Source organism: Paenibacillus sp. NPDC057886 (genome assembly GCF_042796655.1).
In the GTDB taxonomy this organism is placed as follows: Bacteria; Bacillota; Bacilli; order Paenibacillales; family Paenibacillaceae; genus Paenibacillus.
In genome coordinates this window covers 1-24,187 of record NZ_JBHVMZ010000006.1, presented here as the reverse complement: position 1 = coordinate 24,187, position 24,187 = coordinate 1, and the positions used below count along the sequence as shown (strand labels likewise).

Annotated in this window: 20 protein-coding genes and 1 pseudogene; 4 read left to right on the top strand and 17 right to left on the bottom strand. The window is 44.7% G+C overall.

Annotation, left to right across the window (positions count from 1 at the left end):
• Positions 1-72: 72 nt before the first annotated feature.
• The 6 genes from ACFVQB_RS20295 to ACFVQB_RS20270 form a co-directional block, all read right to left on the bottom strand.
• Complete coding sequence (locus ACFVQB_RS20295) at positions 73-1,605, bottom strand: glycoside hydrolase family 30 protein (RefSeq protein ID WP_379443006.1); 1,533 nt, start codon at positions 1,603-1,605, stop codon at positions 73-75.
• A gap of 82 nt (positions 1,606-1,687) precedes the next feature.
• Positions 1,688-2,533 (bottom strand): carbohydrate ABC transporter permease, encoded by an 846-nt coding sequence (locus tag ACFVQB_RS20290; protein ID WP_379443002.1) that lies wholly within the window; start codon positions 2,531-2,533, stop codon positions 1,688-1,690.
• A complete protein-coding gene (locus ACFVQB_RS20285; protein ID WP_379442998.1) occupies positions 2,526-3,413 on the bottom strand; it encodes a carbohydrate ABC transporter permease in 888 nt (295 codons plus the stop codon). Before ACFVQB_RS20285 ends, ACFVQB_RS20290 begins: the two co-directional genes overlap by 8 nt.
• Before the next feature lie 74 nt (positions 3,414-3,487).
• On the bottom strand, positions 3,488-4,747 hold the full coding sequence (locus ACFVQB_RS20280; RefSeq protein ID WP_379442994.1) for an ABC transporter substrate-binding protein: 1,260 nt from the start codon (positions 4,745-4,747) through the stop codon (positions 3,488-3,490).
• Between the two features lie 182 nt (positions 4,748-4,929).
• Positions 4,930-5,958 (bottom strand): LacI family DNA-binding transcriptional regulator, encoded by a 1,029-nt coding sequence (locus ACFVQB_RS20275; RefSeq protein WP_109998934.1) that lies wholly within the window; start codon positions 5,956-5,958, stop codon positions 4,930-4,932.
• Positions 5,959-5,995: 37 nt separating this feature from the next.
• A complete protein-coding gene (locus tag ACFVQB_RS20270; protein WP_379442988.1) occupies positions 5,996-6,121 on the bottom strand; it encodes a hypothetical protein in 126 nt (41 codons plus the stop codon).
• Positions 6,122-6,206: 85 nt separating this feature from the next.
• Here ACFVQB_RS20270 and ACFVQB_RS20265 point away from each other — a divergent pair, with 85 nt between their 5' ends.
• Positions 6,207-6,581, top strand: a complete 375-nt coding sequence (locus tag ACFVQB_RS20265; protein WP_256336612.1) for an iron-sulfur cluster biosynthesis family protein — start codon at positions 6,207-6,209, stop codon at positions 6,579-6,581.
• Between the two features lie 159 nt (positions 6,582-6,740).
• Here ACFVQB_RS20265 and ACFVQB_RS20260 read toward each other — a convergent pair whose 3' ends face one another.
• Both ACFVQB_RS20260 and ACFVQB_RS20255 read right to left on the bottom strand, forming a co-directional pair.
• Positions 6,741-7,157 carry a hypothetical protein gene (locus ACFVQB_RS20260; RefSeq protein ID WP_379442983.1) on the bottom strand — a complete coding sequence of 139 codons (417 nt, stop codon included), beginning with the start codon at positions 7,155-7,157 and terminating at the stop codon, positions 6,741-6,743.
• A 262-nt stretch (positions 7,158-7,419) separates the two neighbouring features.
• Entirely contained in the window at positions 7,420-9,477 is a 2,058-nt protein-coding gene (locus ACFVQB_RS20255; protein WP_379442981.1) for a methyl-accepting chemotaxis protein, read from the bottom strand.
• Positions 9,478-9,779: 302 nt separating this feature from the next.
• Here ACFVQB_RS20255 and ACFVQB_RS20250 point away from each other — a divergent pair, with 302 nt between their 5' ends.
• Both ACFVQB_RS20250 and ACFVQB_RS20245 read left to right on the top strand, forming a co-directional pair.
• The gene (locus tag ACFVQB_RS20250) at positions 9,780-10,571 is read left to right on the top strand and encodes a hypothetical protein (protein WP_379442977.1); all 792 of its coding nucleotides are present in this window, start codon (positions 9,780-9,782) and stop codon (positions 10,569-10,571) included.
• 76 nt (positions 10,572-10,647) lie between these two features.
• A complete protein-coding gene (locus tag ACFVQB_RS20245) occupies positions 10,648-11,712 on the top strand; it encodes a hypothetical protein (RefSeq protein ID WP_379442973.1) in 1,065 nt (354 codons plus the stop codon).
• A 346-nt stretch (positions 11,713-12,058) separates the two neighbouring features.
• Here ACFVQB_RS20245 and ACFVQB_RS20240 read toward each other — a convergent pair.
• Positions 12,059-12,760, bottom strand: a pseudogene (locus ACFVQB_RS20240) (iron-containing alcohol dehydrogenase); the annotation flags it as partial.
• Between the two features lie 193 nt (positions 12,761-12,953).
• Between ACFVQB_RS20240 and ACFVQB_RS20235 the strand changes: the two are divergent.
• On the top strand, positions 12,954-13,910 hold the full coding sequence (locus ACFVQB_RS20235) for a phosphotransferase (protein WP_379442969.1): 957 nt from the start codon (positions 12,954-12,956) through the stop codon (positions 13,908-13,910).
• Positions 13,911-14,081: 171 nt separating this feature from the next.
• Here the strand turns inward: ACFVQB_RS20235 and ACFVQB_RS20230 are convergent, their stop codons facing one another.
• From ACFVQB_RS20230 to ACFVQB_RS20195, 8 genes are all read right to left on the bottom strand, one after another.
• Positions 14,082-14,960, bottom strand: a complete 879-nt coding sequence (locus tag ACFVQB_RS20230; protein WP_379442965.1) for an amidohydrolase family protein — start codon at positions 14,958-14,960, stop codon at positions 14,082-14,084.
• Between the two features lies 1 nt (position 14,961).
• Entirely contained in the window at positions 14,962-18,114 is a 3,153-nt protein-coding gene (locus tag ACFVQB_RS20225) for a GNAT family N-acetyltransferase (protein ID WP_379442961.1), read from the bottom strand.
• A gap of 299 nt (positions 18,115-18,413) precedes the next feature.
• A complete protein-coding gene (locus ACFVQB_RS20220) occupies positions 18,414-18,749 on the bottom strand; it encodes a type II toxin-antitoxin system PemK/MazF family toxin (RefSeq protein WP_379442958.1) in 336 nt (111 codons plus the stop codon).
• Positions 18,746-19,012, bottom strand: coding sequence for an AbrB/MazE/SpoVT family DNA-binding domain-containing protein (locus ACFVQB_RS20215; protein WP_036617560.1), 267 nt, complete (start codon positions 19,010-19,012; stop codon positions 18,746-18,748). Before ACFVQB_RS20215 ends, ACFVQB_RS20220 begins: the two co-directional genes overlap by 4 nt.
• A gap of 461 nt (positions 19,013-19,473) precedes the next feature.
• Positions 19,474-20,352, bottom strand: a complete 879-nt coding sequence (gene rarD, locus ACFVQB_RS20210; RefSeq protein ID WP_379442947.1) for an EamA family transporter RarD — start codon at positions 20,350-20,352, stop codon at positions 19,474-19,476.
• Positions 20,353-20,457: 105 nt separating this feature from the next.
• Positions 20,458-20,805 (bottom strand): GNAT family N-acetyltransferase, encoded by a 348-nt coding sequence (locus tag ACFVQB_RS20205; protein ID WP_379442945.1) that lies wholly within the window; start codon positions 20,803-20,805, stop codon positions 20,458-20,460.
• A 177-nt stretch (positions 20,806-20,982) separates the two neighbouring features.
• The gene (locus tag ACFVQB_RS20200) at positions 20,983-22,686 is read right to left on the bottom strand and encodes a patatin-like phospholipase family protein (RefSeq protein WP_379442943.1); all 1,704 of its coding nucleotides are present in this window, start codon (positions 22,684-22,686) and stop codon (positions 20,983-20,985) included.
• 420 nt (positions 22,687-23,106) lie between these two features.
• Positions 23,107-23,679 (bottom strand): GyrI-like domain-containing protein, encoded by a 573-nt coding sequence (locus tag ACFVQB_RS20195; protein ID WP_379442939.1) that lies wholly within the window; start codon positions 23,677-23,679, stop codon positions 23,107-23,109.
• Positions 23,680-24,187: the final 508 nt, after the last annotated feature.

Genomic DNA, 24,187 nt, shown 5'->3' with positions numbered 1-24,187 from the left:
CATCACTGCGATGACAGAACAACCTTCCAATCGCTGTTATCCCCAGATTTTTTGATTCCTTTTCAATAGCCATCAGTTAGCTTGCAACGTCACGCCTTCCAATACAACGGTGGTGATGGAATTGTCCACAGTTGGCACTTCAAGTCCATTCGCATATAGCGGAATGTTCTCCAGCTGCTCCATGTTGCGATCCGGTGACGTCTGGTACACCTGTGCTGTAGAAGTACTGCTATAGTCAAACGCCCCAAGTTCAAATACTGTAGTTCCGGCAGATAACTCATTGCGAATGACCAATACTAGTCTCTTCTGCTCTGCATCATATGCGGCCAGGGATCGCCCATCATCTGTTGGAATAATCGTTGCACCTGGACGGATGAATTTCGTAAACTGGGCCATGCCATAATACTGTTTCGTCATCTCGTACTGCTCTTCTCCATTAAAATTGGCATGAATGAAGCCCCAGTTATTGTTGGCACCTTCATCTTCAACGGCTTGCCAATATACCCAGGCGGCGGGCTGCATGATTTTCAGATCGAACATGATGCGCTCCGCCAGTTCCTGCACAGAAGTCATGTCCTCGTGACTATGCGGTTCGCTGCCACCCGTTCCGTACTCGGACATCCACAGTTTCTTGCCATACCGCTCGGCCAACGTGCGCAGTTCCTCCATTTTGCTACCATTATAGGAGTGCGTGTTAATTTGGTCGATCACATCGAGCGTATCCTGATCATAGAGACTTAAATTGTGCACCGTCTCGTCAATGCTGTTATCGTCCGCAGCACTGATAACCGTACCGTCCAGCCCTTTGCTTTTGAGCGATGCCGCAACCTTCTTGATAATCTCGGCCTGTTTGTCATTGGTAAAATGACTGCCTTCCTGCATGTTGCCTTTCTTCCACCAATCAGAGGAAGGTTCATTGAGTGGGTCAAGTGTACGGAACGTAATGCCCCATTCATCGCGATAATGCTTCACTACTTCGGTCAGATAATCGGCAAACGCATCATACTGATCCTCTCGCAGATTGTTGCTGCCATCTACAGCACCCGTAACCGAGCCGCTGATCGTCATCCAGTAAGGTGGTGAATTGGAGAACGCTTCGGCAATGTTGACCCCACGTTCCAGAGAACCTTGTAATACGGCACGTTGTCCTGCATCTGCCTCCCAGTCCCACACGCCGGGTTCAGGCTGGAAGCCGGGAACATCCCCTCCGGGCCGAAGCGCCTTCATATCGGGGTTCTCCTCACCGCCAATATTGTAGCGAACAATGTTCAGACCAAGCCCTTTCTCCGGGTCAAACACCAGATCCATTATTTCACTGACCTTCGCTTGATCTTTCCATCCCCCAAGATCGTTAGCCCACCACGCGAGCGATGTGCCCCAGCCTTCAAAATGATCATAGGATTGCTCCAGCTTCAGACGTACCGGCTCACCTTGGAATGCAAGTGTTTTGGATGATTCATTGGCAAAATGTTTGATGATAATTCCTCCTCCTGCGAGCAGCACGACCAGGGCCACACCCATCAGGATGTAGCTCTGGCTGCGCCACCTACGTTGCTTGTGATGATTATTGTTGTCATTGTTGAAAGGGTCCTTGTTGTTATTCATAGTTCATGCAGCCCTTTACCCATGTGCGATGTAGACGGTTCTTGGTTTTCACAATTGGCTTCAACACTGCGTTCACCTCCCGTTACTTGATCCCGCTGCTGCCACCACTGATATTCGCTTCATAGACATAACGCTGTCCGAACAGATACACCAGCACCATCGGAATGGTCAGGAACAGGGAAGCAATCATAACCAGGTTCCATGGTGGCATCTGTCCGCCACCTACCGTGGTCAGAAGCTGAACACCGAGTGCCAATGGCATTTTCTCCGGATCATTGATGTAAATGAGCGGCCCCATGAAGTTTCCCCAGTTATAGGAAAACGAGAAAATGGCGATGGCGGCAAGAATCGGATACGTGAGCGGCATAATGATCTTCCAGTAAATTCCTGGATGTCCCATGCCGTCGATCATGGCAGCTTCATCAAGCGACTTCGGAATACTCATGACGAACTGCCGAATGAGAAATACGTTGAATGCTCCGGCGAAGAAACTCGGTACGATCAGTGGATAGAATGTATTGATCCAATCCAGATGACGGAAGATGATGAACTGCGGCACCATCGTCACCTCGCCCGGAATCATCATCGTACTGAGCAGTACAATGAATAGAAAGCGACTGCCTCTCGCCTTGATACGAGCGAAGCCGTAAGATACGACCGAAGCTGACAATACCGATCCGATAATGGTAATGACGGTAATAATGACTGAATTTTTTAAATAAGTACCCAGATTATTATTCGTGAAGATCGTGTAGAAATTGGACCATTGGAATTCGAGCGGTATGAAGGTAAAGGCTGATTTTACGGTTGTAGCGTCACTCGCCAGTGCGATGGAGATCATGTACAGGAAAGGGGAAGCAAGCAGCACCCCGACCAGAATCAGAAAAATGTAAGATATTATCTTCTCCACAGTGGATGGATTACTCATTGGCTTTTCCCTCCTCGTAATGCACCCATAGCGCCGACGAACGGAACACAACCAGGGTCAACGCCATGATGATGATGAACAGCACCCAGGCAATGGCCGATGCATATCCCATTTTGTAGAACTGGAAGGCATTCTGGAACAGGTAAGGAACAACCATCTGACTGGCATTGTCCGGTCCACCTGCTGTAACGATGAATACCTGTGCGAACGTCTGGAGCGCCCCGATCATCCCGGTGACGAGATTGAAGAAGATGACGGGGGTCAGCATCGGAAATGTAATGTGGAAGAACGATTGCGAGCTCTTCGCCCCATCAATGGCGGCGGCCTCGTACAACTCCTGAGGAATACCTTTCATACCCGCCAGCAGCAGTACCACGCCGCCCCCGACGCCCCATAGCGACATAAGTATCAAGGCAGGTTTAACCCAGTTCGGATCCAGCAGCCAGGCAGGACCTTGAATGCCGAATATGGCAAGCGCCTGGTTGATCAACCCTTCCGTTGGAGCAAGCAGATGGATGAAGAGCAGTGAGCTTGCAACCACCGGAACGACGGAAGGCAGATAGAACAGGATGCGGAAGAAGGTGATCCCCTTGATCTTCTTGTTCAGGTAATACGCAATCCATAGCGAGATCGACATCCCAAGTGGAATCGATATCAGCGCATAGAAGAAAGTATTGCCTACCGACTTCCAGAAGATCGGGTCATCGGTCAACAGGTTTTTGTAATTGTCCACACCGATGAATTCAGGGGACTGGAACAGATCCCAATTGGTGAAGCTCATGTATATGGAAAACAGGATCGGACCCAGAGTAAGCCCAAGGAACCCGATCAGCCAAGGCGAGATGAAGATATAAAACCATTTCCCGTCCTTTTTTCTCACGTTAATCCCTCCCATGACGAAGCGAGCAGACGGAACCGGGGTTCATTCCGAATTCCGTCTGTCCCCTGTCGATGCTATTTGTAGATTCTCTCCAGCCCACTCTGAATCTCGGTCACTGTATCATCCAATGAAGCTTTATTGTTAAAGTAGACACCCAGCTTGTCATTAATCAGCTTCATCATTTCATTCCATTGCGGATTGAACGGCTCGGCGTAGATGGTGGACTCGCTGAAAGCAGCCATGTTGATTTTCTTCCCGCCATACTCAGCATTCAGGAACTCATCGCTGGACAGACCGGCCTTCGTTGCCGGGGCATCCTGGCCGGCTTTGATCATCGGCAATTGTGCTTCTGGCGTAGTCAACGCTTCTATGATTTTGAATGCCTCTTCCTTATGTTTGGACGCGTTCGTAATCGTGAAGCCATTGAAGAACGCGTTTGTCTCTCCCCATATCGGAGAAATGTCCCAATTGATGCCTTCCACCTTGGCAAGTGAACCGATATTCCAGAATCCCGTCGTTTCCATGGCAATTTTACCTTGAGCGAACAATGGGTCAGCACCGATATTGCCCATGTCGGCAATTTCCGTTGGTGTTGGTCCAACGCCATGCGTGAATGTCAGATCATTCATGAATTGCAGCGCTTTACGTACAGGTTCGGTATTGAAGGTAGGTTTGCCGCTCTCATCGAACAGGGAACCACCGTTTTGGTATATCAATTGCATCCATTGTGGCCACCAGCTGCCTGGGTAGTAACCCCATTGAACCGTTTTGCCATTCTCCTTCACCGTCAGCTTCTGAGCAGCGGCGAGCAGATCTTCCTGCGTCCATTCCTTGGTCGGGTATTCCACCCCAGCCTTGTCGAACAGATCCTTGTTATAAAAGAGCACCATCGCGCCTGCGCGGTCCGGCATACCGAACTGCTTGCCGTCAAACTTCATCAGGTTTGCGATGTCATCAGAATAACGCTCTGACATGTTCACATTGTTGGTCTGGATCATGTCATCCAGCGGAACAATTTGGTTTTTGGAGGCGTACGCCTGATAGTTCTCGGCAATCATCATGATGTCCGGTGCGGTTCCTCCGGCGATCATCGTCTGAACCTTTTGGTCATAGTCTCCGGCAACGACGTTCAGTTTCACATTAATATCGGGATAGGTCTGCTTCACAATGTCGAGTCTCTCCTGATAAATCTTCTTCTCGTCCTCCGAGCCCCAGATCGTCATGCTAAGATCGACCTTGCCGCCAGCTGCACCGCTGTCACCCTTGCTACAGGCTGTCAGACCCAATACCATGACCAGCATCAATAACGAAATGACCTTTAAACTTTTTCTCATACCGTGCGCCCCCTTGAAATATGAATGGAAGATCAGACAACTGAAACCCGTTTCATGAAATGGGTTTCATAAAGTTTAAAATTAAAACCCGTTCCAGTTTATGAAAGGGGTTTCATTCACGACCTCATTATATTTCACCCTCCGAAGAAATGTCAACGCTTTCTTTTTCAAACATTCCCCATTTATCGTGGTGCGGGTCCAGTACTTTGGCGGACAACAAGCTCTGGTTGCAAAATGGTCTGTTTCTTCGGGTTGCCCTGATTAATCAGTTCATGCAGCTTGTCCACGGCCAGCTTGCCCAGCTGGTAGGTATTCTGGGATACAGTCGTCAGTTCCGGTATAACGGCACTGGCAAGCGGAGTATCATCAAAACCGACAATGGAAATGTCCTTCGGAATCGATAAGCCATGCTCAATGGTCGCCTTAATCGCACCAATCGCCGTGTAGTCGTTCACACAGATCACCGCAGTTGGAGGATTTCCACGGTCCAGCAGCTTAGACATCTCCCGTTTGCCGTCTTCAATAGAGAAGCTTCCTAGGAGTTGACGCTCTTTCGGAATTTCGAGTCCATGCTCACGCAATTTTTTCTGAATGGCCTTGACCTTAACCATCGTGGTGGACAACTCCTTCAAACCGCCCACAAAAGCAATATCCCGATGCCCTAGCTCGAGCAAATGTTCAGCAGCCAAAACAGCCCCGGCCCCTTCATCCGTGTACACCCGATGGAATCCGCCTTTGGCAATATTGCCATTGACCAGCACGATTGGCATGCGTTTGCCCATATCGATCAATTCCTGAGCCATCTCATCCGGACAGACCTGCATGTTGATTCGTCCACCGAGAAAAATAATACCATCTACCCGCTTCTCGCGCAAAATGGACAGATACTCGGACTCCCGGCTGTAATCCCCGGCCGTATTGCACAGGAAGAACGTATACCCCAATCCACGTGCCTCGTTCTCAGCTCCCCAGAACACTTCCGGGAAGAACGGATTCGTAATGTCCGGCAGGATGATCGCAATAGTTCCCGTCTCTTTCTTGATCAGACTGCGCGCCTGCGCGTTGGGCTGGAATTGATGTTTTTCGATGATGGACATGATCTTCTCCCTCGTGCTTGCACGCACAGGTGCCGTATCATTCAGCACACGGGAGACCGTGGATACGGATACGTTCGCTTCTTTGGCGATGTCATATATGGTAATCGGTGTCATATGTGGAACCATCCTTTTTCTCTAATATTCCTGCTTATCATACCAGATAAGGAATCGGGATGAAATGGGTTTCATTGCGAGGCTCCATCACGGGGTCTTCTCCGATGATATTCAGGTAATTAAACCGTTCGATCGGAAGATCCACCAAAGTTGTAATTTTCATCAGATTCAGCCTGCTTTCCCTTCTATTTCACACCATTGTTCCATATATTAGATTGTAAGCGAATTCATAAGGTGATTAGAGGAGTGTGAACGACGTTATGATCATTCAGGTCAGTCCGCTGGCAGAATCAAGACTTAACGCGATGCTGGGAGATCGGCCGGGCTATTTCAAGCTGTTTTATGACACCGATGGATGCGGATGTGATGGTACTGCTGTGCTTCTAATCGTTAACGAGCCGGACAGTGATGACATTCGGATTGAATCCGATTCGCTTCCTTTCCTTATCAACAAACAGCAACAGATTTATTTTGAGCCTTGCCTTCGCCTGCAATCAGAGAACAGTTTCCCTTCCTACCGATTGAGCAGTGATTCCATGATATACGGTAATCATGTCAAGGCCCATGATCTTCGGGATACCGCAGACACTTCGCCGCAGCCGCTCAGTTGGTTCGTACGATAACCTCACTGATCTTGAAACTACAAATAGGACAAAAGCCGGCACCCATAAGGGTTGACCGGCTTTTGTTGTGGATTTTTCATCCTAAAAATCTGTCATGGAATCGATATTTGCCCTGCCCAATCCCCCTAGAATCAGCGTAATAAAGGCTTCTCAACATACTTAATAGATGGACACCGTGTCCGATGGGAGTGAAATGGTAGAGACTGCATCCCATGTACTCACTTCCTCTATTTCGGTGATCGTCAATTTGGCAAAAAAACTGTATCCTCCGAATCCCTCCTTGTCCGTGACAGCGTCCTTGAACGCAGAGAATTTCGTCTTTAAAAACTTTTGTTTGGATATGTTCACATCATATCTAAGCATAATACTTACTTCGATCTGTTCTTCTGTTTTATTCAATTTATATTCATCTATGAGTATTTGAAGTGGTTCAAGGATCACAGAAGGGCAGATTTTTTTAACTTTCACTGCTTTGATAACAGGTGCCTTCAATTGAGCTTCTTGAGCTGAAGCTACTGAAGGAATGAATAAGAGACATGCGATGAAGGAAATGAATACTTTTCTTCGTGTTTGCACCAAGTTCCCACCTTCCCACTCTAAATTTACAATACTTTCCTATTTAGACGCAGATAAAACAGTAAATGTTTCGTTGTTAACCTCATTTTTTCCCATAATGAATTATACAATTGATGTCATCGGGTCTCTATTTTAAAAATAAATAAAACCTCCTCGCCCTTAACTAAACAGGCTTGGAGGTTCAGTTGTATGCTGGTTCGAACTGAACCAAAATCGTTACGGTTTTAGCATCCCCACATTTCCAATGATATCATGCGCTTGTTTACTTTATTTTGAATCGGGATGATGCTTCAGCAAGCTGTTTGGTCAACCCATCGATGGTCTGTACCATCTCTGACAGATGCTCGGTCATGCCTGACTGTTCCTCCATCGTCGCGGTCACTTCCTCCACGGATGCGGACACTTCTTCACCCGAAGCAGACAAGTTCTGTGCAGCTCCAATGACGTCATCCTTATCGCGTTCAATGGATTCAATCTCGGAGGCAATGGCCTGAACCTGCTCCATCATCTCATTCATATTTTGGGTGACAAAATTGAACGTTTCCTTGGTCTGGCCTACACTGCTCTTATGCTGTTCAGCAATCGCCTCAATCGCTTGTACACTCCGGTTATTCTGCTGGACATGATCAATCGTCTGCATCACAATCCGGCTGATATCCTCTGATTGGGCTGTAGTCTGCTCCGCCAGTTTGCGAATCTCCGATGCAACTACGGCAAAGCCACGTCCATGCTCACCGGCCCTTGCCGCTTCAATGGAGGCATTGAGCGCAAGCAGCTTCGTCTGATTCGCAATCTCGGTTATCGTACCCGTAATTTGGTGAATGCCGGAGGAACTTTCAGCGAGTTGCACTGTAATCTTGGAAATATTGTTCACTTCGGCCTCGTTCTGTCCGTTCACCGCAATCAGTGCATCAATGACCTCATGGTTGCTCTTGAATGCATCTGTGATCTCATCTGCCTTGAGCTTCACCGACTGTGACATCTCATTGACGTTCGCAATTTTATTGCCCACATTCATGAATTTATCCACGATGGCTTCCGTATCATTTGCCTGGGACTCCATGGCTCGTGAAATTTCAAACGCCGTTGTCGTTGTTTCGGCAATGGAGGTCGAGGTCTGCTGGGTGGAGTGATCCAGTTCGGTTGTACTTGTTTTCAGCACGCTGATGGAATGATTCATACTGGAAATCAGCTGTTGGTTGCCCGCGGCCATCGTGTTAAAGCTGTCCACCAGTTGTTTGAATTCTCCGCTATATTTGCCCTTAGCCTGCACCGTCAGATCCCCGTCTGCAAGTTGTCTGAACAATGCTGTCAGTCTCGTAATGGGTTTGGTGATCAGCAGGGAGATCAGTATTCCTGCGATGATAGACACCGCAATTGCGCTGAACAGGACAATATACATCTGTTTCGCCATTGCCCGTAACGGCTTCTGCACGTCACTTAGTTTATCTTCAACAATGATGGTCCAATCCGATCTTGGAATTTTGGAATAAAAGACTACTTTGTCCTTTGTGCTCACATCGCCTTGCTGCAACTGCTCGTTAGAAGGCAGATCAATCAGTGACTGATATTCACCAGACTCCAGCTTCTGCCCCGCCATCTTCTCATCCGCCGAATTGAACATCACTGTACCTACGCGGTCTAGAATAATGACTTTCCCCTCTTCATTAATGTTGATGTTCTGAAGCTGGTCAACGAAGAACGAGGTTGATGCGGTAGATACGAGTACGCCCTTCACTTGCTTGTTCTCATCGTAGATCGGCATCGCAAAAGCTGTACCCAACGTACCCAGTGACTTGGAAATAATTCCTTCACTAATTACATTCTGGCCTTGAACTGCCTGTTGAAAATACGCGCGATCTGCACGTTCTCCCCCGAGGGCTTCAGGATCGTTCGCTGCAACGACGATGCCTTTCCGGTCCAGCAATATGATATTGCTGTTGCCTTCCATCCCTGCGAGGCTGTCTGCCAATATCCCATTGGCTTTATCCACGAGTTCACTATTTTTCGAGAAAAAAACATCATCATTCTGTCCATCCGTACTCCGAATCTCCAGCAGATCTAGGAATGTGCGATGTGTTGTAATTAGGAATGTGGACTGTTCTTCCAACGTTAGTGAGGTGAACAAGCCCGCACCAATCCGGTCAGAGGTTGCTTTAATCTCATCCTTGCTTTTGTCGAGGGTAATGACTGCTGCTACACTGTAAGATAATACCGCAGTTACTGCCAACACGATGGTTACCAGTAAACTGATCATTAGCGGCAATTTAACTCTGAACGACATGTTGACCATGCGTTCTCTCGCCTTCGCGATTACCAAATGAATCCACCTTCCATTTCATCCTTGATTGTGTCCAATATTGTATGGGTTAACTTTATATCGGTAGATATCAATCAATTGTTCAGCAGGAAAAACGTTTGCACTGAAAATGTTTTTTTAAACATCTCATAATCATCTATCTGAAAATAAAACTATATGTAACTAGTATTATATTTTATTTATTGACTTAATTTGTAAAATAACTTACACTCCTCTATATGAATACTTATTTTCCCATAATTGAGAGTTTTGAATAGCTGGCCAGCTTTCAAATATATTTATAATTGAGAGGGAGATATAAAATGAAAAAAGTGGTTTCAGCATTATTAGTTACAGCATCTTTATTTGTTGGTAGTGTCGCTTCTTTCGCTTATTCGGAAGATTCTGTGAGTGTAATCCCTACCAGAATGCAGGCGGGAACAATATTAGAGTACGACGGATCTAATCAGATGGTTATTCTTGAAAAGGGCGAACCAGTAAACATTCCTTCGATTTCTCAAAGTCAACCAACAAAGAATAACATACAAAAATTAGATCTTGAAAAATTAAAAAGTGAAGAAGAGTTCATTGAAAAAATTAAAGAAGAAGCGAAAAATTTACCTGTATATAAAGTCGAGAATCCTCTTCCACAGCCAGGATTGAGGGTTATATATGATGGTGAGGGTTACATAAAGGAGTTTGTTTTCCCTCAAGGGAACGACTTCGCTTTAGCTGCTTATAAAGCCCTACCAAGGGGTACTAGAAAAGCAGCTGGAACCTATACTTATGGAGATAACAATAATAAAATCACAATTACAACGAGCACTGTTCTTGGTGAGGGACGATTTACTAATTTTACCGATACAACTGGTGAAAACAGTAATACTCTGAAAAAAGGTGATGCAGCAACCAGAGGAGATATAGATAATCCTAAATATGAGCAAGTTTTGGATGCACGCAATTTGGATAATAATGTTTTTGCAAATGTTACTAAGAGAGATAATGGAGCACTTCCAGACGCGACATTAGATATTTGGAAAACTGGTGTTGAACTTTTCGATTTAAAATGGTCTTCCTCCCTTTCATTTAAAGGAAGATACTTCTATACATTCTAATTTATAAGATATTTTATAATGGGGGCGATATTCTCGCCTCCTTATCGTATCTTCTTAATGAAAAGGATGATGAATCATGGAAAAAAAAACTTCAATCACAAAATTTATTTCAGTCATAGTTACTCTACTTCTCTTCGTTGCGGGATGTAGTTCAGAAAAAAAAGCAATTGAAGCAGTAGACCCCAACGAAACGCAAACCACTGGTACACAGACCCATGAATATCTTTCAATTACAAACACGGAGTATGTTAATGGAACAGATACCAATGATGGAATGATCATGAGAGTATACACATATGATATACAAAATAAGGCTCTAACTAAAATGGCTGATTTGCCCTATAACTCTCAATACCCCTTAACAGTGGCTTCCTTAGCAGAAGACACCATCTACTATTCAGGAGCTGGAAAAGATAAGGGTGACGAATTGTTTTCATATGATATAAAAACACAGAATATTCAGCAATTAAGCTCCGAATTATTCGCAATCAATTCGATTATTCCGGATACCGTTAATCATACATTGGTTATGGCTGCTGTTAAGAAGGGAGAACGGCCCGTCAAAGTCATTTTCTATGATAAAGAAACTCAAGAAATGACTATATTGAATGACCACGATTCAGACACAACGACATGGGATATTTCCTATGATCCAGAAACGAGCAAATCCTATGCCATCCAATATTCTGAAGAAGAACAATATAGTCATATGGAGGAGTCCAATAAGACGCAAACACCGATGGTTCCTCCAAACCATACAATTATTGAGATAGATCCGATCTCTAAACAGACTCGTAAGGTTATTGAACTAGATGAGGAGCAAATTTTAACTTTATCAACAAGGGGAGACAAAATTCTCATTGCCACGGCTGAGCATATTAACAAATATCCAATTAAATATAGTATTGTTAACATCAAAACAGGACAAAGAAAGGAAATTGATCTTCCTATTAAGGCTAGCAGTGAATTATTCCTCTCCAAAGATGGAAGTGGTTTCTATTTTTTAGGAGAAAAGGGAAAGGGAAATAATGAACGAGGAATTTATTACTATGATTTGAAAACGAAAGAAGTTGAAGGTATATTCCTTCAAAAAGAGGGGTTCATCAATAATTTTATGCTTCTGTCCAATCCCATAAAATAATATTGATTCTCCTTTAGTACTACTTAACAAGCCAGTACTCCAGACTCAGGAGTCACTTCCCCGTTTGTGACTCCTGAGTCTTACCCTGTTTATTCCATTCCAAATGAAAGTTCACTATTCCATCTTATTCATCTATTCGCTTTGCTCTTTGTGCTCCTACACCGTCCAAGCTAGCTCTATCTGAAATGACAGGATGCGACTCTAGTTAAGCCGAGAGTGTAATACCAGAAGACCTAACATCGGTATCAATTTCTTACTAAAAAACACCAAAAAAAGGACATTCCTGAGAAATACAGGAACGTCCTTGTTGAGTAAGCTCACCTACAAGGTGAATGTGCCCTCTATGTTACAGCGAAGCTTGATAAATCTGCACCACATCTTCACGCTGCAATTTGTTGAAAAAGCCGAATGGACCAAAACGCATCGCTTTATCAGCCATCGCATCAATCTGGCTGTCGTCGATGTCATAGTCAGCCAGACGGCTAGGTGCACCAATCGAGGTCCAGAATTTACGCAGCGCTTCAATGCCTTCTTCAGCAACCTGTTTGTCTGACTTCCCTGTAGGATTCACATTAAATACATTAACAGCCAAGCGTTTGAAGCGATCTACATCCACAGCCAGATTATGCTTCATCCAATGCGGGAACAGAATAGCAAGGCCTCCCCCATGTGGAATGTCGTACACGGCCGACACGGCGTGTTCAATATTGTGAGATGCCCAGTCCCCGGCAAGACCCATATTCAGCACATCATTAAGCGCCATTGTTCCACAATAGAGAATGGTTTCGCGCAGTTCATAGTTTTCCGGATCTTTGATCAGAAGAGGCGCAGTCTCAATTACCGTTCGGAGAATGGTCTCACAGAATCCAAGCTGAACGGGTGTATTGGTATCCAGATGGAAGTAGTGTTCAAACACATGAGACATCATACCATATACGGTCTGATCCAGAGGTACCGTATATGTATTCACCGGATCAAGAATGGAAAACGCCGGAAAGGAATACTCGCTGAACCAGGCCCACTTCTCCTGCGTGTCCTGAAACGTTATTTTCCTCCAAAGAAGTCTGAAATTTTGTGCATCCATCATTATAGTTCTCTTTATTCGTAAAAACAAATGGGACGTTCATTGCCCTAACGAATGGGTTCTGCGATATTCTTCCATTCTCTTCGACAAACTATGCATCTTATCTATGATACTATTAACATTGCTACTGAACTGACGAGCAGGAAGGAGCTATCAGATGAGTAAGGAATCTATCACAGGACAAGCATTAATAAAACAAACCATTAATCAGTATGTATCCTCGGATGCTCACATCCTAAGCATGGAAAGTAACCCTATCCAAGCGGGATATCAGGCCGTGGAATTGCTTCGACATCGTATTGAACTCCTAGTAAATGGAGTGAAAAAGGACCTTTCTCTCATTACGAAGAAGGCCACGTTCATTGAACGCTCTGCCTTGTCCAGATTATTTTCACAAAGCGCCAATGTGCCCTTTAGTCTATCAAATGAACCTCATACTGAAGATCGCAGCTTGATCTGCATTCAGGATGTGGACTACCAAACTGATTATAGCCATCTGGATATGGATCTGCTTCAGAATAAAGAATTACGAGCGCTGGCTTACATACATGGAACGAATATGGGGTCCGAAAAAGAACTGCCCTGGATACCTATTGTGGATCGAAATCACATCATCGATATGATGGAAAAACGTTGGAGACCTTCGTGGTGCGCCGCCCTAGAAAGCCCGGCATTCATTGATGAATTTGGATTACCGATCATATCGGAAATTGAAGCTGTAGCCAGTAGTATCGTAGATGATCTTGAAGTTCTAATCAGGGATGAAAATATGCATACGATGATCCATAATGATCTGAATCCCGGAAACGTACTGGTACATAACAATGAGGATGTCTATTTTATCGATTGGGAAGAAGCAAGGTCCGGCTCCCTGTTCTTCGATGTTCCTCTGCGCTGTAGCCATATGAGACAAGTAGACATCTATCGGGAGGCCCTAAGTTCTCACGGATACGATATTCCACAAGATCAATTCGAAAAGTATTTCTCCCTGGCATCCCGATACCTCGGCATCCGTTATATGAGTTGGAACCTTGGGGTATGGGAACAACGCTCATATGCAAAAGACGACTTAAAAAAGTATATGAAGATGGTAACTCAACCTTTGTTCTCCTGATCCCTCCTCATTCCAGATTAGGCATAAGATGAATTCACTGTTTTGCCGGACAAAAAAAGCTCCTGCCACCAGAAGTAGCAGGAGCTTACATGATAGGGATTCAGCATGAACATCATATGCTTCCATGATCTACATGGCATACATTTTTCACAGATAATAATGAACTGGTGCTTAACCCAGATCTGCAATTCGCTGTTTAATGCGAGGAAATAATCCAAGAGCATTCTCATAAAATACCTTCTCATGATGCTGCTCCGGCACAAGTCGGCGGACGAATTCTGCATACAGATCGATCGGCGCAAGCGGCCAGTCGGTTCCGAATAGCATTTTCTCGTAATGATCCGAATATACCAGCGCCCGGCGGAAATGATCCATGAACAAGAGCTCGTTCATAAACCGTTCAAAATGGGGCCGATCACCGACAACGAGGCCTGACAAATCTGCGTAAACGTTAGGGTTCTTTGCCACTACTTCAGCGGCATCCATCACCCAAGGATCACCCAAATGACAGATCATAAAATTCACTCCGCGCTGTTGAAAGGCTAATTCGTCCACGGTCAGCGGATGTGCATACTTGAGCAATCCATTCATGGAGTACGTATCCCCCGTATGAATAACCACCGGCACGTTATACTTGGCTGCCAGTTCATAGACCGGTGTGTAGATCTTGTCATAAACGTAGTGATGATAGTACCCCACATATAGTTTGATTCCAGCAACTTCAGGTGCTTGCAGTCGTGCTTCAATCCGATCCAGCTCGTCCTGAGCATATTCACCACCAAGGTGATTTGGATTAATGCCGACGCATTCCATGAGGAATGACGGAACCGTTTCTTCCAAATCAAGTCCCATCGGGTTGGGAGAACTGGAATCCGGGAACGCTCCCTTCGTCTGCTCCGTAACCCCCATTCCGATACCAAGAATAACATCGTTTTTATCAAACTCCGCCTTGAGGCCAGCGGCAGAGTAATCCACTTTCGATAGATCTATCGCCGTTCGATGAAAGCTGTCGATGTCCGACAGATGAATGTGAATATCAATGATCGGCATGTTAAGCCTCCTTTTCGCCTTTAGAAGTTGCAAAGTTTAGCTGCAGAAGGCCACGTACATCCTCTGGATTCAGAGGAATTTGCCCCAAGATCAGATAGGTCGGCTCAGTCCAGACGGTTTCCCCGTTCAGAAGTGGCAGATTGTGATACACACTGTGACCAAGCACCACATTGTTCACAAACCCCGCAGCGTTCTGATTAGGGTAACGATTCACAGCATGCAGCATGTCTTTACGCGAAACTGCACCCATTCGCAAGAAACCCTTGGACTGAAGATATGCGTCTACCTTTCCGAGAGGGTACCGCCCTTGCTCGGGGTGTTCCAGCCAACCATCAGCAAAGACAGGCGAAGGTTTGAAGAAATGTTCCTCTGCTAGTGAGTAATCCAGCGCCAAGCCACTTTCGTTCGTAACCGAATGCAACTCACAGAGAACAGGAACGCCGGGCAGCATGAGGTAATGCTGCTGTACCGTAATTCCCCGATTCGCTTCATGCTTCTCGATGCGGGTCGTGATCTGAATTCCTTTCCAGACGTTACCGTATTCATCCTTCCGCTCCGTCCAAGCTGCGCTTCTTTGTTCCAACTGACGGCTGAAACCGTTCATACCAGGGATACCTACACCAAGTCCACCGTACCATGGATTCCACCAGGAACGTGGGGCTGCTTCCGGATACGTGCTGTCCAGCCATTCTTCACCCTGATACTTCAAGGAATGCACGACACTTCCGAAGCCGGGGGCAGCTGCCATCGAAAGAACTCCATTGCTCACCGTATACACGGGACCTGCTGGACCTTCTTCAATCACGCAGTCAACGGCTGCTCCTGTCTGCGGATACCAGAGGGTGGTCCGTTCTTGAATCCGATCCTCGCCTCGATATACCGCCCGAACCTTCCATCCGAATTCGCGTTCTTCTGTCGCATCCTTTTCCTTAGGGGAGAACTCCAACTGAGCGGAGCGCAGATCCTGCTCTCGGTTTAATTCCATATCAGCAGCTAAATGCTCCGGTGCTCCACCATTCTGCACATGCAGTTCCAGGTTTCCGGCAAGCGGAACCATTTTCCGTTCGATCAGTTCTGCTGTCAGCACATCCAGGGCGAACGGATTGCCACCACCCAATGCCAGCTCAAGATGGTTGTCCAGCTTCGGTACAACCGGGCTCCGCCGTTTTTGGGCGAAAGATCGGAAATCCTGCCATTTGGCAAAGGTGTTCAGAGCAAATACGGTCGCCTTCGTTCGTACAACGGCTCCTGCTGGAATTCGGCCGAGCTCATGCTGTAACCCCAGCGTGTGTTCCGGACGAAGCAGTTTCAGGGAAGGGTCCCAATAGATACCGCAAGCACCGTACTCTTCCTTGCAGAACAGCCAGTTCTCTGTAATTTGGGCGCTGTCCCAATGGCTCGGATCACCAGAGTACGCATCGCCCATATCCACATAACGGCCTTGGTACGGGAGAATAAGCCGGTTGCCGAAGAAACCAAAGTTCGTCATCAAGAACATATTCTCTTCCAGCTCTGCGCTGCGCGTATTCCCAATTTCGTGGTAAAACTCCGCAATTCCGTTGGCAGACAGCTTGACGACGGACTTAATCTCTAAACCAGGGAAGTCTTCCGATTCATACAGTGCTTCGAGAACTTGACTTTCCCCTTCGGAATAGATATTCACTTCTTTGGCTTGTTTCTTGGAAAACTCTTCTGCAAATGGCTTACCCAGCTTCGGATAGGTCCACCAGAACGTGTGGACCGAGCCAGGGTATTCAATCCACATCATGTTATCTTGCTTGCTCATGTGAAGGGAGTATGCACCGTTCACGGCCACCCACTGTTCCCCGTTTTCCCCGCCATAACGTCCTTGTGTACCTTTCATCAGAACAGACAGCTTGGTTGTGAAAGAGACCGCCTGTCTATCCGTCGGAACAGCCGTTACCTCTACTTCTCGCGAATAGAGACCATACGAACGCAAGGTGAAGGCTACCGGCACAGATGCTTTGCCTTTTGCAGGGACCGTGAAGCGCACCGAACGTTCTGCCCACTCCAGGAATTCATCTTCCGGCAAGTCAAAAGAGAACTCCGCTTCGGAATCAAAATTATTCTCCACGTTCAGGTATAGCTCAGCCGGGATGCCTGTATAGAGCTCTTTTACGGGCAACGCCGTGTTGATCTTGGCCGGGAATTTCGGGGCAACACCCATACGAAACTCGGCTTTCCTGCCACCAATCAGCCATGTGCTCGTGACAACGGGATGGGTCTTATTCTGACTTTGCTCCTCTTGAACCGGATCAAGGTGGAATTCGCCTTCCACGATTACCGTTTCTCCCGGAGCAACAGCTCTTGCAGCATCCAGCGCAAAACGAATATTTTTGTTGTCCTGGCCCTTGATCTCGAACTTCAGCTCGGAAGTTGAGCGGTTCGTGATCCGGTAGCGAACCTTGTATGCGGAACCAAATACGAGATCATGATCGTCGATCTCTGTGGAGATTTCGTAATCTGGTGTTTCGAGAGCTGTCAGCCCGCGACCCGATTTCTCAAATTCGGCTCGCAAGGAGATATCTCCCTTTTTCCAGGAATAATCAAAGAAATCGAAACCACGCTCCCGTCGTCCATCCGGCTCGATGACGAGTTCACGCGTGCTGTCTGCGTACCAATCCAGTTCCTCAAAATAAGTAGCAAGTGCTTCCGTTTGCAAGATGGTCGGGATGAAGTTCATCAGATGCACATTATCATCCTTTTTCTCCCAGAAGAACCCGCATTTCTTGTACATCGGCACAGCCTTGGTGTTACCCGCCCACGTGAACAGATCCAGTCGAGGCCATCCCGCTTCCACGGTCTTGCGAACCGCATTCAGGATCAGATTGCGTCCGACCTTATAGCCGTGATAATCGGGGCGAACATTCAATAGCGGTACATACAGGGCATTCTCGTCATAGCGGTAGTGGGCGAAGCTGCAGAAGCCAACAACCTCTTTCTCATGAACAGCTAGAAACGCATTGAGATTGGACGAACTCTCCATCTCCCGGCGAACGGTGTCCTCCGTTCTCTGGTTGGTGCCGCCTCCCCAACTTTCATTGCTGCGGTTCCACATATCAGCGAGTGCGGCAGCGTAGGAGGGATCGTATTCAATAATGCGGATTTGTTCGATAATCGAAGTTACGGTCATATTTGGGTCTCCTTATCTTTATCTATAGGATGGTCTTCCTGATCATTCGATATGCCCTTTGCCCGATAGCCGCAGAGATAATACAGGCCATGTTTGAAGAAGCTAGCGATAGTCTTATCATACTATAAATGGAAACATTTTCAGAGAGTTAAAAATCTTTCTTTTCAACTCATAAGTGCCTTTCAGAAGCTCTTGTTCGAAGCGTCAAGGATGGACGAATCTATTTAGGTATGAAAGAAAAAATCCACGCCTCTGAGTTAGACGTGGATTTAGGTATACGAACAGCTAATAATCTTAAATTATGCCAAAATAGAACGGACATTGCGTAGAACTGATTTCATAAATTCAGAGGTTGGTTCGGCATGCCCCGCAATTTGAATACGTCGTTGCCGCACATCAAGACTCTTCAACTGATCCGTCAAAACAACACCTGAAAATGGTAGGTCTTCTGGTAGTGTAACTTCAAAAGGATCATCCTTGGCTTGGCTCGTTATGGGACATACAACGGGAAAACCCGTTATTTCATTGAATTCATGTTCCGATAGAACAATAGCCGGTCGTCTCCCGGCTTGCTCATGACCCGCTTGAGGATCAAAGTCAAGCCATATCAGATCGCCTCGCTTGGGAATAATCAAAGTAATTCGTTCCCTTCAGTGCCAAAGTCTATTTCTTCATGTCTTGTATCCTGTTTCACTTTAGAGAGCAAAGTCTTTAGATGGTTACGTAGTTCCTCATTGGACTCTACAGGCTTGGTTTTTGGACGCAACAACAATTCATTATCTTCTGTCACCAAAATCTCAATTTCCGAGCCTTCTTCCAGATTAAGACGCTTAAGCAATTGGTTAGGAATGCGAATTGCACTGCTATTTCCCCATTTGCTAAGTGTGGCTGTAGTCATGGCAATCCCACGCCTTTCGTTTGATTGATGCTCCAATTATACCTCACCTCTCTACAGTTGTATATCCATATGATATACATAAAACAATAAATGGATACATTGTATTCAACCATAAAATAATGATTGTACAGCCTATGATTACGAATAGAGATACCATTGGGATAAAGCAAAATGAGCATAAAAAAACCTCGTTTGGTCGAAACGAGGGTTCCCAGATCATCCCCAACAATAAAAAAATAGCTGTAAGCCTTAGACGAAAAAATAAAGTCCAGTCTGCCCCTGTTTTATGGAGCTATCGTTCCAAGGTAGCTTATACCCTGTATAATGTGAATTCATTATAGGGTTAGTCACAGTCAACGTAGTGTGCTCAGGTACGCCTGATAACAACACAAACAAAAAATGGCTTTTTCCGCCTTATCGGACGGAAAGAGCCATTTTGATGATACCGGGGTCCTTATCCATCAGCTCGCCTTCGCGAGTTTCGTGCCGCGAACCGATGCTGTAGCGTATACGACGAGCGCTGTCCAGATGAGCGCGAAGCCTACGAGCAGAACCGGCGAGACCGATTCCTTGAATACGAATATGCTCAGTAACAGCATGATCGTGGGTCCGATGTATTGAACGAAGCCGAGCGTAGACAACGACATCCGGGCGGCCGCCCGGGCAAAAAAGAGCAGCGGCAGCGCCGTAACTACGCCGGAAAGAATCAGTTCGAAGAACATGGGCGCAGGCAGCGTCCATGCGGTCGTTTTCCCCACAACGGCCAAATAGATCCAGTAGCCGAGCGCGACGGGCAGGACTACAGCTGTCTCCGAAAATAAGCCTATAGAAGCGTCTTGCTTGATCTTCTTCTTCGCCAGGCCGTACAAGCCAAATGACGCGGCCAGCGAGATCGCGACCCACGGAAACCGTCCATAGTCAATCGCGATGATGAGCACCGCTGCGCCAGCGATGGCAATCGCGAGCCATTGGCCGCGGTTTGGCTTCTCACGAAGGAAGAGGACCGCTAACAACACGTTCAGCAACGGGTTCAAATAATAACCAAGGCTTGTCTCGACGACATGCCCGTTGTTAACCGCCCAGATAAAGATGAGCCAATTAACCGCGATAAGCATTCCACTGGCAGCTAGCGAAAGCAGGAGCGAGCGGCTAGTCGCAATCCGCTTTATGTCACCCCAGCGGCGCTGAGCGGCGACCAGAATACCCATGAAAACGAATGACCACACAACCCGATGCGATAGAATCTCGCCTGCCGGCACTTCGCTAAACAACTTCCAATAAAGCGGGAGAACCCCCCACATGATATACGCAATAATAGCGTTGACCAAACCGTTATTCATAATCATTTTTCCCCTCTTCTTGCTCTGATGTCTGAACGGATTATACGTCTCAATCCCCTCTCAAGTAAAGGAAATAATTGATTAGTTTGATTTAATTATTACTTATTAGTCAAGGTTAATAATCTTATCAAAGCAGTATGAATCTTTATCGTAGCCATTATGCTCATAGAAAGCATGGGCGTCAGTTCGCTTGAATCCGCTGCATAAAATAATACTAGTTATTCCGAGTTCTTTAGCATAATTTTCAGTGTGTCTTAATAGTTTTGTGCCTACCCCACGAAGCTGAAATTCCTTTTTAACGGCAAGAGCCTGTATATGTAAATAACCAATCGAAACCCCTATGGATAATGCCTGAACTATAGTTACAAAACCAACCACATCATTCTCAAATAATGCAAACATTACGAATTTCAAGAACATCGTTCCATAAAAAAACAACTTCAGTATAATCATTCGCTACAATTTCTCGTATCTTAATTTCCATGCCTAACCTCCCTTAATAGAAATGTTCATTAGAGCATTCGATAATTGATGAAGCAATTCTGCCCGTTAGTTGAACAAAACAGCCGATAACATTGACCGGCTGCCTTCTTGGTTTTATTGAGCTACTTTTGGCCCAGTTCCATCATTTTATTTATGGTGATCCAAATTTCCTACTCTCAAATACCATTTATTTATCGTTTTTAAAAATATGAAAATAATAAAAGAACGTACTACGACGAAGATAAATATAATAATGCCATATATAATTGGGTAAATAAAAGGATAAAGAAACACTGCAAATTTCCAATACGGGTTGGTAGTCCCTACAGTAATCGAGACTTTGACTATATTGCTAGTTAACACTATCAAGATGAACCACGACAATAGAAATGGACTTTTCATTATTGCTGTTAAAAACTCCATTACTTTTGTGGATATTGCAGATTTCTTCAGTATTTTAGGCCATTTAAACAACCGGCTTTGGCCGACTTCGAACTGTCTTTGTAAAGAGCTAGGCATTTCAGATTTAATTAAAGCATCAAATTGATCGAAATCAAATTGATATTTTTCTGGAACATCATTAATTAATTTAGATAGAGACACGTTATTATTGACAGCATTATCACAAATTTTCATTCCGCAATAAGATAACCCATAAGCCTCAGTTTCGGTAAATGCATCCAAGTCGGTTCTTATTTTTGATATATATTCCAAATACCCGTACGGAAATACTTTTTCCTCGGTCTTTATGTCACTCTGACTTGAAGGATTTAAAATGTAATCCTCCCAATCATCTTTAGGATAAAATCGATGCGAATCTACACCGTAGAGCAAATGCGGAAATACGACTGTATCCGGATAATTCATATAAAGATTATCTATCGTGTGATTTCTATTCCTATTCATTAAAATGTCGTTGGTCTTAAATAAACTTCCAAAGCGGCTATACAAGGGATAAAATTTGAAATCAAGCGGTTTAGAGCCGTCGCTAATGATAAAGTAATTGCAGCCTTTATCAAGTAAAGCTTCAATTCCTTGATTATCGAACACCCCGCCGTCTACCAGGAATAAGGAATGAGAGATTTCAAGTTCTGGCAAATATACCGAAATCGGTTGAAATATGCCTGGCACGCTCGCTGAAGCACTGATGATATCACTTAACAACATGTCGTCCGTATGAATGTCGCCTTTATATTGAGCAGATTTTGAAATACTGTTTTTGGGATGCTTCAAGTAACTTTTTTCTGATGTAATAAAAAAGCCCGCCCCGTTATTCAAACATGTCGTGTTAATCACAAGGCTTGGTATTTTATTTATGGGGCACTCAGAAGTGCCTTTCGGAGAAATCCGTAAATCTTTTACCCTCAATTTCGTGTCTTCGCTTCTAAACTTTTTATAAAGATGCTCTTCAAATAGCTCCCCAATATAGTTTGTGCGCGTGTATCTTATATTAGATAACAATAGTATTTTTAATTTCAATATTTCAATCTTTGTATTCTTCATTACATCAAGGAACGATAACATTCGAATATTTTTGGATGTAAATTTGTAGAATTCCGTCTCTATATTTTTTACAATCTGTAAATAATCTTCTGGGAGTATTTCATGATCGTATTTCTCTTCGATGAGCTTCTTAAGTTCCAAATAATAAAGTACACCGATAATCGTTCCTCCGGATACGGTAGATATGACCTCTACATGTCGTAACAAATCTTTCTTTGCAAGTGATCTTAATACACCCAAGTGAAAATAGGAAGCTCTAAATCCGCCTCCCGAAAGCGCAAGTCCCATTTTGGGAACGACATTTTCCTGGATATCGCTCTCTGACTGGGGTAAAGGTTCCTTTTGCAAGTAACTTCCTCCTAAGATTTAACTCTAGTCATAAATTCCAAAATTAAACTTACTTCCTTGTATTATACTGTGAACTTATAATTACTTTCAATCCAAAAGTAACTTCAATTGAATAAGAGCAGGCGACATCCTTTTCAGGCTTGAGACGTAACCCATAAGTTTTCCAAAATACACCCATATGCTTCCGATACGTCAATACCACGCTGATCTTGGTTCGATAATAAACAAATTCATTAAGCTCTTATCTGACCGACAGCTCAACGAAAAAATGAGCAACCTGCTAACTCTGCAGACCGCTCATTTGCTTATTCAAATAACGTTTCCCGTTAGTTGAATAAAGAAGCAACCAATCGGTAACATTTGGCTACTCCCCTTGTCATTATTAAGTTATTATTTCAGAATAATCTAAAAGAAATAAAACTAAGATATTTTTCTTACAGCAAACCATAGCTCAACAAAATTCAGTCCATCTTTACCTCCAGTAATTTCAAATTCCATTCCGTCTACCTGTTCATATCCTGTAGTAGGAAGCCACTCAGAAAAGAATCGTCTATATAATGTTTCAATGGTTTCATCGAATTTATCCCATGTAAAGGGATCAGATGAAAAGATCGCCCACGTTTGTGCTGGTATCGTTATACTTGTATATCCATCGGCTTTACTTGTTTCATCTTTAAATGCACACAACATATATGGGAAAGTATCCTCTCCGGTTTTTTTGTAGCTACAAACAGCACGTACTTTATGATAATACTGACTTAAAAAATCTGGTAGGTCACCGGCATTTGCAGCAAGTCCGCCGTTTTCGTGGCTTTGCTTCCATAATTCTGCTGGAGTCTCTATCCCGTTTAATTGAAACACTTTTTCAATTCCAAATATTTGAAAATTTTCTTTTGTTTCGATACGATAGTTAATAGGCTCTTCTCCTTTAATCGAAATAAGGAAGGAAAGCCGAGGATAGGCTTTGAGGGCAGTCCCTTCTTCACGAGCCATTGCTGGATTAACACCATGCAACGATTGAAAAGCCCTTGCCAATGAAACCAGTGATTCATAACCATACTTTATGGCAATATCAACAACTCATATGACTATTCTGCAATTCAATTGCAGCGAGAGTAAGCCGTCTTCTTCTTATATATTCCGCAAGTGAAACATTTGCAATGAATGAAAACATTCTCTGAAACTAATGTGAAGAACAACAAGCGCATTGAGCAACTTCCTTCAATTCGATCTCACCGACTAGATTCATTTCAATATAATCCAATGCCCGATTTATCTTCATAAGCCAATCCATCTGATCCCTCCTATTAACAAAAGTATAGTTGTGCTAGGGCTTCGTATCGCAACTATTTGTGCACAATTAAGTTTCGTAACCCTCGAAAAGTTTATTTCGTTACTGATTAATTACTCAACTTTCGCACCTAGAATATCGAGCTAACCCCCCTAGTGGGTGTAAGAACATTTCAACAAAACTAATTCTATTGACAAAAAACACCTCGCT

Coding starts and splice junctions, on each gene's coding strand:
- ACFVQB_RS20275 (WP_109998934.1), bottom strand. CDS start 5,958: ATGACACCGATTACCATATATGACATCGCCAAAGAAGCGAACGTATCC.
- ACFVQB_RS20225 (WP_379442961.1), bottom strand. CDS start 18,114: ATGACCGTAACTTCGATTATCGAACAAATCCGCATTATTGAATACGAT.
- ACFVQB_RS20290 (WP_379443002.1), bottom strand. CDS start 2,533: ATGAGTAATCCATCCACTGTGGAGAAGATAATATCTTACATTTTTCTG.
- ACFVQB_RS20280 (WP_379442994.1), bottom strand. CDS start 4,747: ATGAGAAAAAGTTTAAAGGTCATTTCGTTATTGATGCTGGTCATGGTA.
- ACFVQB_RS20245 (WP_379442973.1), top strand. CDS start 10,648: ATGGAAAAAAAAACTTCAATCACAAAATTTATTTCAGTCATAGTTACT.
- ACFVQB_RS20235 (WP_379442969.1), top strand. CDS start 12,954: ATGAGTAAGGAATCTATCACAGGACAAGCATTAATAAAACAAACCATT.
- ACFVQB_RS20270 (WP_379442988.1), bottom strand. CDS start 6,121: ATGAAAATTACAACTTTGGTGGATCTTCCGATCGAACGGTTTAATTAC.
- ACFVQB_RS20195 (WP_379442939.1), bottom strand. CDS start 23,679: ATGGCTCGTGAAGAAGGGACTGCCCTCAAAGCCTATCCTCGGCTTTCC.
- rarD (WP_379442947.1), bottom strand. CDS start 20,352: ATGAATAACGGTTTGGTCAACGCTATTATTGCGTATATCATGTGGGGG.
- ACFVQB_RS20230 (WP_379442965.1), bottom strand. CDS start 14,960: ATGCCGATCATTGATATTCACATTCATCTGTCGGACATCGACAGCTTT.
- ACFVQB_RS20215 (WP_036617560.1), bottom strand. CDS start 19,012: ATGACTACAGCCACACTTAGCAAATGGGGAAATAGCAGTGCAATTCGC.
- ACFVQB_RS20295 (WP_379443006.1), bottom strand. CDS start 1,605: ATGAATAACAACAAGGACCCTTTCAACAATGACAACAATAATCATCAC.
- ACFVQB_RS20250 (WP_379442977.1), top strand. CDS start 9,780: ATGAAAAAAGTGGTTTCAGCATTATTAGTTACAGCATCTTTATTTGTT.
- ACFVQB_RS20205 (WP_379442945.1), bottom strand. CDS start 20,805: ATGATTATACTGAAGTTGTTTTTTTATGGAACGATGTTCTTGAAATTC.